The organism is Cytobacillus firmus (genome assembly GCF_023612095.1).
Taxonomy (GTDB): domain Bacteria; phylum Bacillota; class Bacilli; order Bacillales; family Cytobacillaceae; genus Cytobacillus.
This window is the reverse complement of sequence record NZ_CP086235.1, coordinates 4,185,371-4,198,438: the sequence shown is the minus strand read 5'-3', so window position 1 is coordinate 4,198,438 and position 13,068 is coordinate 4,185,371. Positions and strand designations below refer to the sequence as shown.

General features: G+C 43.7%; 10 protein-coding genes. 8 read left to right on the top strand and 2 right to left on the bottom strand.

Annotated elements, in window-relative coordinates:
* Positions 1–6: 6 nt before the first annotated feature.
* The 4 genes from ligA (at position 7) to LLY41_RS21360 (ending at position 5,745) form a co-directional block, all read left to right on the top strand.
* The gene (gene ligA, locus LLY41_RS21375; RefSeq protein ID WP_304586552.1) at positions 7–2,013 is read left to right on the top strand and encodes an NAD-dependent DNA ligase LigA; all 2,007 of its coding nucleotides are present in this window, start codon (positions 7–9) and stop codon (positions 2,011–2,013) included.
* A gap of 15 nt (positions 2,014–2,028) precedes the next feature.
* On the top strand, positions 2,029–3,198 hold the full coding sequence (locus LLY41_RS21370) for a CamS family sex pheromone protein (protein WP_304586551.1): 1,170 nt from the start codon (positions 2,029–2,031) through the stop codon (positions 3,196–3,198).
* 331 nt (positions 3,199–3,529) lie between these two features.
* A complete protein-coding gene (gene pruA / locus LLY41_RS21365; RefSeq protein WP_304586550.1) occupies positions 3,530–5,077 on the top strand; it encodes an L-glutamate gamma-semialdehyde dehydrogenase in 1,548 nt (515 codons plus the stop codon).
* A 116-nt stretch (positions 5,078–5,193) separates the two neighbouring features.
* On the top strand, positions 5,194–5,745 hold the full coding sequence (locus tag LLY41_RS21360; RefSeq protein WP_095245440.1) for a cysteine hydrolase family protein: 552 nt from the start codon (positions 5,194–5,196) through the stop codon (positions 5,743–5,745).
* 101 nt (positions 5,746–5,846) lie between these two features.
* Here LLY41_RS21360 and putP read toward each other — a convergent pair whose 3' ends face one another.
* Both putP and LLY41_RS21350 read right to left on the bottom strand, forming a co-directional pair.
* Positions 5,847–7,316, bottom strand: a complete 1,470-nt coding sequence (gene putP / locus LLY41_RS21355; protein WP_095245439.1) for a sodium/proline symporter PutP — start codon at positions 7,314–7,316, stop codon at positions 5,847–5,849.
* A gap of 684 nt (positions 7,317–8,000) precedes the next feature.
* Positions 8,001–8,840 carry an STAS domain-containing protein gene (locus LLY41_RS21350; protein ID WP_304586549.1) on the bottom strand — a complete coding sequence of 280 codons (840 nt, stop codon included), beginning with the start codon at positions 8,838–8,840 and terminating at the stop codon, positions 8,001–8,003.
* A gap of 306 nt (positions 8,841–9,146) precedes the next feature.
* Between LLY41_RS21350 and aceA the strand changes: the two genes are divergently transcribed.
* The 4 genes from aceA to gatA all read left to right on the top strand — a co-directional run bounded on the left by aceA (position 9,147) and on the right by gatA (position 13,061).
* Positions 9,147–10,436, top strand: coding sequence for an isocitrate lyase (gene aceA, locus LLY41_RS21345; RefSeq protein WP_304586548.1), 1,290 nt, complete (start codon positions 9,147–9,149; stop codon positions 10,434–10,436).
* A 205-nt stretch (positions 10,437–10,641) separates the two neighbouring features.
* Positions 10,642–11,076, top strand: coding sequence for a YueI family protein (locus LLY41_RS21340; RefSeq protein ID WP_095245443.1), 435 nt, complete (start codon positions 10,642–10,644; stop codon positions 11,074–11,076).
* Between the two features lie 223 nt (positions 11,077–11,299).
* On the top strand, positions 11,300–11,590 hold the full coding sequence (gene gatC, locus LLY41_RS21335) for an Asp-tRNA(Asn)/Glu-tRNA(Gln) amidotransferase subunit GatC (protein ID WP_095245444.1): 291 nt from the start codon (positions 11,300–11,302) through the stop codon (positions 11,588–11,590).
* 13 nt (positions 11,591–11,603) lie between these two features.
* On the top strand, positions 11,604–13,061 hold the full coding sequence (gene gatA / locus LLY41_RS21330; RefSeq protein ID WP_304588074.1) for an Asp-tRNA(Asn)/Glu-tRNA(Gln) amidotransferase subunit GatA: 1,458 nt from the start codon (positions 11,604–11,606) through the stop codon (positions 13,059–13,061).
* The last annotated feature ends 7 nt before the right edge of the window (positions 13,062–13,068 follow it).

The window sequence follows — 13,068 nt, the reverse complement described above, 5'->3', positions numbered from 1 at the left end:
GAATGTATGGACCTTCAATTGGCAGAAAAAAAGGTGAAAGATCTGCACAACCTTTTGAATCAGTATAATTATGAGTATTATGTTCTTGATCAGCCGTCTGTTCCAGATGCTGAATACGATAGGCTGATGAGGGAACTGATTGAGCTTGAAGAACAATTCCCTGAACTGAAAACAGAGGACTCTCCCACACAGCGGGTTGGAGGGGAAATCCTTGATATGTTTGAAAAAGTCGAGCATCAATCACAGATGCTCAGTTTGGGAAATGCCTTCAACGAACAGGATTTAAGAGACTTTGACCGCCGTGTCCGCCAGGGTACCGGAGAAAATGTTTCTTATGTGTGTGAATTGAAGATTGATGGGCTGGCTGTCTCCCTGCGCTATGAGGATGGTTTATTTATTCTCGGCGCCACACGCGGTGACGGCTCCATTGGCGAAAATATTACTGCTAATCTAAAGACTATCCGTTCGATGCCACTTCGGCTGAAAGAGAATGTCACGATGGAAGTCCGCGGTGAGGCCTTCATGCCAAGACGTTCTTTTGAGAAACTGAATAAAGCAAAAGAAGAGAATGGGGAGGAGCCGTTTGCTAATCCAAGGAATGCGGCCGCAGGCTCCTTAAGGCAGCTGGATCCGCGCCTAGCAGCAAAGCGCAATCTCGATATTTTTGTCTATGGCATAGCGAATGCGGGGAATACAGGGATTGAATCTCACAGTGAAGGTCTGGATTTTCTGGATAGCCTCGGATTCAAAACAAATAAAGAACGCAAAAGATGTGAAAGCATCGAGGAAGTAATTGAATATGTACAGGGATGGACCGGCAAACGTCCGGATCTTTCTTATGACATTGATGGTATTGTAATCAAAGTCGATTCACTGGAGGAGCAGGAGCAGCTGGGAGCTACTGCGAAAAGCCCGCGCTGGGCCATAGCTTATAAATTCCCTGCAGAAGAGGTTGTTACTACACTCAGGGATATTGAATTAAGTGTGGGGCGCACGGGTGTAGTTACCCCAACTGCGCTTCTGGAGCCTGTCCGTGTTGCCGGGACGACTGTCCAGAGGGCCTCACTTCATAACGAAGATTTGATCCGCGAAAAAGATATTAAGATTGGCGATCAGGTGGTTGTGAAAAAAGCGGGCGATATTATTCCCGAAGTAGTGAATGTACTGGCAGACAGGAGAACGGGTGAGGAGCAGGATTTTAATATGCCGACACATTGTCCGGAATGTGAGAGCGAACTGGTCCGTCTTGATGGTGAAGTGGCTTTGCGCTGCATCAATCCGAAGTGCCCGGCACAAATCAGAGAAGGCCTTATTCATTTTGTTTCCCGTAACGCCATGAACATTGATGGTCTTGGTGAAAAAGTGATCAGCCAATTATTTGCCGAAAATCTGATTAAAGATGTGGCAGATATCTACAAATTAACCTATGATCAGCTCATCCAGCTCGAACGGATGGGTGAAAAATCGGTAAATAATCTTCTTCAGGCCATTCAAACCTCCAAAGGGAATTCTCTTGAAAAATTGTTATTTGGCCTGGGTATTCGCCATGTGGGAGCAAAGGCAGCCAAAACGCTTGCCCAGGAGTTTAGCCATATGGAGGCACTTGAAAAAGCGTCCCGGGATGATTTAACAGCAATTAATGAAATTGGTGAAAAAATGGCGGACTCCATTGTTTCCTTCTTTGAACAAGAGGAAGCCCATGAACTGATTGCCGAGCTGAAAGCAGCCGGAGTCAACATGGCTTATAATGGTCCCAAGCCAGTTTCAGCCGAAAGCTCAGATAGCTTTTTTGCAGGGAAAACGGTCGTTCTGACAGGAAAGCTTGAAATCATGAGCCGAAATGAAGCAAAAGATAAAATAGAGGCGCTTGGCGGCAAAGTATCCGGAAGCGTCAGCAAGAAAACAGATGTAGTAATCGCCGGAGAAGACGCCGGATCCAAACTGACGAAAGCCCAGGAGCTGGGTGTAGAGGTTTGGAACGAGGAGAGACTGGTTGAAGAATTAAATAAGTAAGAGGGTGTAAGCTCCGTGAAAAAACTCATGATGCTTGCTTTATCCCTGACCCTTCTTCTTGCTGGCTGTGCGCCTAATTTTAATAAGCAGGAGGAAGTTGTTCAGGAAGACAAGAACGAAAAGGATAAGGCAATCATTCCGAACTATAAAATTTCAGACAAGTATTATCGAACGCTGCTGCCATTTGAACCAAGTGAGTCCAGAGGTCTTGTGGTCAATAATATCAGCACTAAATATGATATTAATGAATTTGAGACAGGACTAATGCGTGTGGCACAAAACTCATTTGATCCGGATAAATACTTATTCCAGGAAGGCCAGTATTTAAAAAGAGGAACAGTTCAGGCGTGGCTGAACCGCAAATTCACTGACGATCAGCTGAAGGAACGCGAGCTGAAAGCGGAAGACAACATTGGCTTAAATCCAATGATTGCCGATGGCGGAGATATTGATAAAAATAATGAAAAAAGCCCGATATACCTGGCACATATACTTGAGCACAACTATCTGCTGAAAAACGATGATGGAAAAGTGGGTCTTGGCGGAGTTGTGATAGGTCTTGCCATGAACTCTGTTCATTATTATCAGAAGGAGCAATATGGTGCTACTTTTGAGACAGATATTAAACGGGCTGTTCTTGAACAGGAAGGCAAAAAGATGGCTGAAGAAGTCCTTCAGAGAATACGGCAAATCAAGGGTCTGAAGGATGTGCCGGTAACCATTGCTTTGTTTGAACAGCAGGCAAGGACTTCGGTTGTGCCGGGAAGCTTTTTTGCATATGCTAAGGCAGACAAAGGAAGCAATAAGCTGGGCGGATGGGAAAAGATCAGCGAGAAATATGTTCTGTTCCCTTCAAGCGCAGCCGAAAAAAATCATCGTGATGATTTAACCGCTTTTCTTAACTTTAAACAGGATGTGGAAACATACTTCCCTAACTTCAATGGAGTTATCGGGAAGGCTTTCTATGCCCAGGACCAATTGCAGGAAATCAACATTGATATCCCAATCCAATTCTATGGGAAAGCAGAAGGTATTGGGTTTACCCAATATGTAACAGGGCTTGTTGTCAAACACTTCCCTGAATACATCTCAGTCCAGGTAAACATCTCATCAGTCAACGGCCCGGAAGCGATTGTAGTCCGGAAAGCAGACCAAAGTGAACCTTTTGTCCATATCTATCATTAGAAAACCAGGTACCCAGAAGTGCATGAGAAGCACCTTCTGGGTTTTTGTGTTTTAAGAGAACAGTACTAAAAAATATATATAACAGTTTTATCCAACCCTGAACCATAAGCCTTCAACTCCTTATCCTTCTAAGAGAAGCCGCAATTTCGCTCTTTAGATGTTAATATATAACATCAGCGGAGAATGTTTGAAGATAATGTTATTTTCATGTTAATATAGTCTTTGGATGAAAACGTTTTAAGAGAATGGCAGTCCTTGTTCAGCATGTTTAGAGCAGGACGGGGCGCTACTATCTGGCGTTTGATATTTGTATACTCAGGAGGCGGTAAAAATGGTACAACCTTATAAGCATGAGCCATTCACGAACTTTAAAGAAGAAGAACATCGTGAAGCATATTTAAAGGGTTTACAAACTGTAGAAAGCTATTTGGGCCAGGATTATGATCTTTTAATTGGCGGAGAGCGCATTTCTACTGAAGATAAAATTGTATCAATCAATCCTTCTAATAAAGAAGAAGTAGTGGGCCGTGTTTCAAAGGCAAACCGCGAGCTTGCGGAAAAAGCGATGCAGGCTGCTGTGGAAGCATTCAAAACATGGAGAAAAGTGAAGCCGGAAACACGCGCAGATGTTTTATTCAAAGCTGCTGCAATTATCCGCCGCCGCAAGCATGAGTTCTCTGCCCTTTTAACAAAAGAAGCAGGAAAGCCTTGGAACGAGGCAGATGCTGATACTGCGGAAGCGATTGACTTCCTTGAGTACTATGCACGTCAAATCTTAGAAATCAAAGACGGTGTTCCAGTCAACAGCCGTCCGAATGAATATAACCGTTATGATTACATTCCATTGGGAGTGGGCATCATCATCTCTCCTTGGAACTTCCCGCTTGCCATCATGGCCGGCACAACTGTTGCTGCGATCGTGGCAGGAAACACTGTTCTATTAAAACCAGCTTCTACAACACCGGTTGTGGCTGCGAAATTTGTTGAAGTAATGGAAGAAGCAGGCCTTCCAAAGGGCGTTCTAAACTTCGTGCCGGGCAGCGGTGCAGAAGTGGGCGACTACCTGGTTGACCATAAAGATACTCGCTTCATCTCATTCACAGGTTCACGCGATGTTGGTCTTCGCATCAACGAGCGCGCATCTAAATTAAACGATGGCCAAATCTGGCTGAAGCGCGTCATCGCTGAAATGGGCGGCAAGGATACAATCGTTGTCGACAAAGAAGCAGACCTTGAATTGGCGGCGACTTCCATCGTGGCATCTGCGTTCGGATTCTCCGGCCAGAAGTGCTCTGCCTGCTCCCGTGCGGTGATCGTAGAAGATGTATACGATCAAGTTCTGAACCGTGTGGTTGAACTGACGAACGAATTAACACAGGGCAACCCTGAAGACCAAAGCAATTACATGGGTCCTGTCATAGACCAGGGCGCATTTGACAAGATCATGAGCTACATTGAAATCGGCAAAGAAGAAGGCAAGCTGATGACAGGCGGAGAAGGGGACAATTCAAAAGGCTTCTTCATCAAACCGACTGTATTCGCTGACCTTGCACCGGATGCACGTTTAATGCAGGAAGAAATCTTCGGGCCGGTCGTTGGCTTCACAAAGGCAAAAGATTTCGACCATGCGCTTGAAATTGCCAACAACACGGAGTACGGCTTAACAGGAGCGGTGATCACACAGAACCGTGAGCACATCCAAAAAGCGCGTGAAGATTTCCATGTTGGAAACCTATACTTCAACCGCGGCTGTACAGGTGCGATCGTTGGATACCAGCCATTCGGCGGATTCAACATGTCCGGAACCGATTCTAAAGCGGGCGGTCCTGACTACATTCTTCTGCACATGCAGGCGAAGACTACTTCTGAAATGTACTAATAGATCTCCATTCGGAGGCGGGAACAGCAACTTGGTTGCTGTTCTTTTTTTAGTTGGATATTCAGTCCGCTGAGGTATATGATGAAAGAAGAACTGCAGATTGGAGTGATGAAAAAGTGCCAATTAAAGCCCTGATCAATATTGATTACACAAATGACTTTGTTGCTGAAGACGGTGCCCTGACATGCAGCAGGCCTGGACAGCTCTTGGAAAAGAAAATCTCAGAGCTCACACAAGAGTTTATCGCAAGCGGGCATTACACTGTTTTTGCCATTGATGTTCATGATAAAGGAGACACCCATCACCCGGAAACGAATTTATTTCCCCCTCACAATATCAGAAACACGGAAGGGAGAAATCTTTACGGTTCATTGCAGCGGGTTTTTGAAACGAACAAGGACGCTGAAAATGTTTATTTCATGAATAAAACCAGATATTCCGCATTCGCAGGAACCGACCTGGAAATAAAACTGAGAGAACGCGGCATAGAGGAAGTGCACCTGGCAGGTGTATGCACAGACATTTGCGTCCTGCATACAGCTGTTGATGCTTATAATAAGGGCTTTAGGATTGTGGTTTATAAAGATGCTGTCGCATCCTTTGACCAGGAGGGCCATGAGTGGGCTTTAAGGCATTTTGCAAACACCCTTGGAGCGGAAGTAATTTAATAATGCCTTCATTATATTTCTCCGGCAACCACAAGCTAAAGGCTATTCCTGTATGGGAAAATACAAAAAACCCTCTCCGCATAGGAAGAGGGTTTCTTCACTTATTTTTTAAGAACAGATTTATATTGATCGTACTGTTCCTGAACTTCTGCTGATGGTGCCTTATCCAGAAGGCTGACAACGATAATCGCCAGAACTGCAAATAGGAAGCCAGGCGCCAGTTCATACAGATCAAACAGTCCGCCGGTAAGCTGTGCCCAAGCAATTACTGTTACAGCACCAACAATTATGCCTGCCAGTGCGCCATTACGCGTCATGCGTTTCCAGAACAGGCTGAGAATGATGACAGGCCCAAAGGCTGCACCAAATCCGGCCCAGGCATAGCTGACAAGCTCCAACACCTTGCTGTCAGGGTTATAGCCTAGGAAAATGGCAATTATGGCAATGCCCAGTACAGCAATTCTGCCAACAATCATTTCTTCCTTTTGGGAAGCATTTCTTCTGAAGATGGATTTATAGAAATCCTGTGCCAATGCACTTGAAGAAACGAGCAATTGAGAGTCAACTGTGCTCATGATTGCTGAGAGAATGGCTGCTAATAAAAATCCAGCTACCCAAGGATTAAATAGCACTTGTGAAAACACGATAAACACGGTTTCGGAATTGGCCAGCGGAGAATCTGCAAAATATGCGATACCTGCAAAACCTACAAATAGAGCTCCGAATAAGGAAATAATCATCCAGGTCATACCGATAAAACGTGCTTTTGGAACATCATTGGTAGATCTTAATCCCATAAAGCGGACAAGGATATGAGGCTGTCCAAAATAACCTAATCCCCATGCTAATAGTGAAACTACACTAACAAAAGTGGCACCGGAATAGACATCTAAATAAGAAGTATCAATAGATCCGATTTTCTGCATCGTTTCATTCCATCCGCCAAGCTCCTGAATGGCAATGATCGGTATAATAATCATGGCAAGGAACATTAAAATCCCTTGAACGAAATCTGTCCAGCTGGCTGCAAGGAACCCGCCAAACAATGTGTATGACAAAATTACAGCAGCACCAACCCAAAGTGCGAGTGTGTAATCCATCCCAAATGAGTTCTCTAACAAGATGGCACCGCCGACAAGGCTGGATGAAGTATAGAAAGTGAAAAAGATTAAAATAACAATTGCCGAAACAACACGCAATATTTTTGAAGTATCGTGGAATCGGTTTTCAAAATAACCGGGTACTGTAATAGAATCATTGGCTACTTCCGTGTAAACACGCAGTGGTCTGGCCACAAACTGCCAATTTAAATATGCGCCGACAGACAATCCAATTGGAAGCCAAATCTCTCCCATACCGCCTAAATATACGGCACCGGGCAATCCAAGCATCAGCCATCCACTCATATCGGATGCCCCTGCACTCAAGGCTGCAACACCCGGTCCAAGCCCTCGGCCGCCTAATACATAATCAGATAAATCTTTAGTCATTCTGGCTGCAAGCACACCAATCAGCAGCATGCCGACCAGATAGATTATTATTGATGTTAACGTTGGTATATTTATATCCATGTTTATTTATCCTCTCCTTTTTCAGTAAATAGAGTTATGCCCGATAGTACGATCAATAATGGCATTGGAACTAGAAGCCAAAACCACGTTGCCATAGTGAAATCCATTTGTTCACCCCTCCATTTTCTCTTATTGTCCCCATTAAATTATTGGTTGAAAAAAAACCTTTTTATACAGTAGCATACAGTTTTTTATTTGCGGAAAAAACATTCCGGGGAAAGGTCCGTTTTGAAAAGACGTTAATTATCATAACATAATAAAGGGTGAGAGACAAAAATTCTGAAAATCTACTAAGTTATAAATGTATAAAAATACTTTATTTCGCATTAATTTGCTGTTATATCTCATATATCAACATATCTATTCATCTAAATTAATAAAATTAAGTTGGCGAGGGGAAGGGTTTTTTTATGATAAATAAAGGCTGTTTTCGCAAAGATTGTTGCTATTTATATTATATTTACTGAGTTGATTGGAGTGGAAGGTGCGAGACTCCTACGGGAGTAGCGGGACAGGTGAGACCCCACAGACGCGCAGCGTCGAGGAGGCTCACCGCCCGCCCCGTGGAAAGGGAGCATCCTGGAGCGGAAATCAACGGACAACATTGATAAACGAAAAACAACAATTTATACGAAAAGAGCCTAAATAAAAAAAGACCTAACTGTTCATAGGTCTCTTAAGAAATTATATGTTTAATTTTCTAAATACTTTTCCCAAAGAATTTTCAGTGGTTATTTCCTTAAAGTCAATTCCCAGTTGAATGGCTGTCTGGGCAACTTCAGGACGGATGCTAAGCAAAGTTGACTGAATACCGATCAGTTTTAAAGAACTAATAACTTTGAAGATTTGGTGCGCAACCATTGTGTCGACCATGATGACACCCGAAAGGTCAATGATTAAATGAGTGATCCCCAGCTTTACGCTCTGCTGCAAAGTAGATTCCATAATAAATTTGGCCCGTTCTGTATCAATATCCCCAATGATCGGCAGCAGCCCAACTTCTGAGGAAAGCGGGATAACCGGCGTGCTCAGTTCTTTTATTAATATTGATTGTGCGCTTAATCTGCTCAGCAATATATCCATAAAGTTTTCAGTGAAGGTTTCCATTACATAATCCAGTGTATAATCAATAACTTCCTGCCAATGAAAAATATCCTCTGTTTTAATATTCAAATCGGCAGTTTCGGCAAAACGTTTTATATGCATCCAATAAACCTTTCGGAATATCGAAAGATTTCTCTGAACCTCAACAAGGGAGGTTCTGGATTTAACCCGATCAGCGGACGTCTGCTTTGTCCAGTTGGCTATCGTTTCCTTCATTTCTTCTTCTGTCTGAAGCAGCGATTTTGCTACAGTCCTGAAATACTTTGTATTTTGCTCCTCAACTTTCCTTGCCCTTTCGGGAGGGGCATCGGAGGAATAGTCGGAACCAGCCTTTACGACCTGAAAACTTCTCCAATCCTTTGTCATTTCGGGGGCCTTTTCAACTAGATAATTATATAAAGATTGATTTTTATCTACCATAAATTCTCCTTTCATCCATCAGGATGATTTAATAACCACAACTAATCTCTATATCATAGCACAGAGGGTGAAGATGAAAAGAAGCGGGATGTTTTATTCAGTAAATTTTAAATTTTTTAATTAATGGGTTCCCATTCCGAATTTACTGTTATATAATACAAACACAGATATTTAATTGTTTTATAACAACATAGACTTATAATATAACGGGATTACATTTTTAGTTCTGTTATGTTACAGAGTATTTTGCAGCCGGGATCTTGCTGAAGTGATGATTTTTCTAAATTAAAAGGAGGATTTAAACAAATGGCAGATGAAAGAGTGCGTCAGCTGCAGGAAAGCTGGGAAATGGATGAACGCTGGAATGGAGTAGAAAGACCGTACACCGCTGAGGAAGTCATTAAGTTAAGAGGATCAATTGATATCGAACATACATTAGCTCGCCGTGGTGCAGAGAAGTTATGGAAGCTTGTGAATGAAGAAGATTTCGTCAATGCATTAGGGGCGTTAACGGGAAACCAGGCTGTTCAGCAGGTTAAGGCTGGGCTGAAGGCCATTTACTTAAGCGGCTGGCAGGTTGCTGCCGATGCGAACCTGTCCGGAAATATGTACCCGGATCAAAGCCTGTATCCAGCCAACAGCGTTCCAAGTGTAGTAAAAAGAATTAATCAGGCACTACAGCGTGCTGACCAGATTCATCATATGGAAGGTGATCATTCCATTGACTGGTTTGCTCCAATTGTAGCAGATGCTGAGGCAGGGTTCGGCGGCCAGCTGAATGTATTTGAACTTATGAAAGGCATGATTGAATCGGGTGCCGGCGGGGTACACTTCGAGGACCAGCTTTCTTCTGAAAAGAAATGCGGCCATCTTGGCGGAAAGGTATTGCTTCCAACGCAGACCGCTGTTAAGAATTTAATATCTGCAAGGCTGGCAGCGGATGTTATGGGAGTGCCGACAGTTATTGTCGCCCGGACTGATGCTAACGCGGCCGACTTGATTACAAGCGATGTAGATCCATATGATGCACCTTTTATTACGGGGGAACGCACTCCTGAAGGTTTCTTCCGCACAAAACCAGGACTCGACCAATCGATCGCTCGGGGATTGGCGTATGCTCCTTATGCTGATCTGGTATGGTGTGAAACATCTGAACCTGATCTTGATGAGGCTAGGCGCTTTGCTGAAGCCATTCATGAAAAATTCCCTGGCAAGCTGTTAGCGTATAACTGCTCTCCTTCATTTAACTGGAAGAAAAAGCTCGATGACGAAACGATTGCAAAATTCCAGGTGGAGCTCGGCAAAATGGGCTACAAGTTCCAGTTCGTTACTTTAGCAGGATTCCATGCTTTGAACCATAGCATGTTTGAATTGGCTCGCGGCTATAAAGACCGCGGAATGGCTGCATATTCTGAACTGCAGCAGGCTGAATTTGCCAGCGAAACACATGGCTACACGGCGACAAGGCATCAGCGTGAAGTAGGCACCGGCTATTTCGACCAGGTTTCAATGGTCATTACTGGAGGGACTTCCTCGACAACCGCTTTAAAAGGATCAACCGAGGAAGAACAGTTCACTGAAAAGCAGGATGCCTAGTTTCTACCCTATGTAACTTGATTTTTATCTTGTATATTCTCCTAATTTACACCTCTCTTCCTTGGAAGGGAGGTATTTTTTGCTTATCAGGCAAGCACAGTACCTCTGTCGAAAACATACATATTATATAGGCAAAATTTGAAATAGGGCATAATACTGAATACAATGAAGGCATTGAGGTCAAATAAGGACGGAGGATGTACAATTGGCTGACAATATAGATGATTATCTTCAACAGGGGATTTATGGGCAAAAACAGACCAATCCGGATGAGCGCCGCAAGTTTCTTGGCTCGCTTCGGGAGAGGGTGGTCATTGCCTTGAAGCAGCCGCAGATGAGGGAGGATGGAACCTATCCTCAGGTGGAAGAAGCACTTAAAGCCAACAGCAAAGCTCATCTTTATCTGAATGGAAATATGAACTACTCCTATTTATCAAAATATATAAAACTGGCTTCAGGATATAAGGTCGAATATACAATCGTTACCAACAAAGAACATAATTCTGAGATTGGGCTGGTTCTGGCCTATGACTATGCAATTGATAAACCGGAAATATTTGTGAAGAGGCAAACGGTCAAAGCAGAGACGAAAAAGGCGAAAAAAGGCGGCCTGTTTGCCAAACTATTTAAGCGGAAATGAGCAGCGTCTGCGGCGCTGCTCTATTTTTGGGGGAATAACAGCTGCAATTTTCACTTGACGGCTAAAGGAAAGAAGCAAATCCACAATTCCCCCTCAACTCATGGTAAAATAAGCAGATAATTGCTAATTCAGCCCGCTCTCGCGTGTTGCTTTAACGCGCGAAAGTTTGGTATGATCATAATAATTGTGCATTGACAGTATTCAAATTTTGGAGGTGGCATTAATGTCGAGAATTTCAATCGATCAGGTTAGGCATGTTGCACATTTGGCGCGACTTGCGATGACTGAAGAGGAAGCTGTTGCATATACGGAACAGCTGGATAAAATGATTTCATTTGCAGAGCTTTTGAATGAGCTTGATACAGATCATGTTGAACCAACATCCCATGTTCTTGATATGAAAAATGTATTGAGAGAAGATAAGGCGAATAAAGGGCTTCCACAGGAAGAAGTTTTGAAAAATGCGCCGGAACATCAGGATGGCTATATAAAAGTGCCGTCTATCATTGAGTAGGGAGGGGAAAATGGTGAGTTTATTTGATCATAAGGTATCTGAGCTTCATCAGCTTTTACATAAAAAAGAAATAACGGTTACCGATCTTGTCAGTGAATCGTACAAGCGAATCGGTGAAGTGGAGGACAAAGTACAGGCTTTCTTGACGCTTGATGAAGAAAGAGCCCGTGAAGCAGCAAAGAGAATGGATGGAAAAATCGGAACGGACGAAGCAAAAGGCCTCTTGTTCGGTATGCCGATTGGAGTAAAGGATAACATCGTAACGAAGGGTCTGCGCACAACAAGTGCGAGTAAAATTCTTGAGAACTTTGACCCGATTTATGACGCAACGGCTGCATCCAAATTACATAATGCTGAAACCATTACAATCGGCAAACTGAATATGGATGAATTTGCAATGGGATCATCCAATGAGAACTCAGGTTTTCAGGTAACCCGAAATCCCTGGAATCTTGAAAGAGTTCCCGGCGGGTCTTCCGGCGGCTCTGCTGCTTCTGTTGCTGCAGGAGAGGTATTATTTTCTCTTGGATCAGATACAGGCGGCTCAATCAGACAGCCTGCTTCTTATTGCGGAGTTGTTGGGTTAAAGCCTACATATGGAAGAGTATCCCGTTTCGGACTGATTGCATTTGCATCCTCTTTGGACCAGATTGGACCTATTACCCGCACAGTTGAAGATAACGCCTATCTGCTTCAGGCTATTTCAGGTGTTGACCCAATGGATTCTACTTCAGCAAATGTTGAGGTGCCAAGCTATGCAGAAAACTTAACTGGCGATGCTAAAGGCCTGAGAATCGCCGTACCAAAAGAATATTTGGCTGAAGGTGTAGATGAAGATGTGCGCCAGTCAGTGCTGGATGCCCTGAAGGTGTTGGAAAAACTGGGGGCAACATGGGAGGAAGTTTCTCTTCCGCATTCCAAATATGCACTGGCAACCTATTATCTGCTGTCCTCCTCTGAGGCATCGGCAAACCTGGCGCGCTTTGATGGGGTACGCTATGGCTATAGAACAGCGGATCCTGAAAGTTTAATCGATTTATACAAAAAGACCCGTGCAGAAGGCTTTGGGGATGAAGTAAAACGCCGCATTATGCTTGGAACATTTGCTTTAAGCTCTGGCTACTACGATGCCTACTATAAAAAGGCACAAAAGGTGCGTACGCTGATTAAACAGGATTTTGAAAATGTTTTTGATAAGTATGATGTCATTATTGGACCGACAGCGCCAACTCCTGCCTTTAAGATTGGTGAAAATACGTCTGATCCTCTGACTATGTATGCAAATGATATTCTGACCATTCCAGTAAACCTTGCCGGGGTGCCTGGAATCAGTGTACCTTGCGGATTCGCGGATGGATTGCCGCTTGGCCTTCAGATTATCGGAAAGCATTTTGATGAAAGCACAGTTTACCGCGTAGCGCATGCTTTTGAACAGGCTACAGAATTCCATAAGCAAAAACCGGGATTGTAAGGGGGAA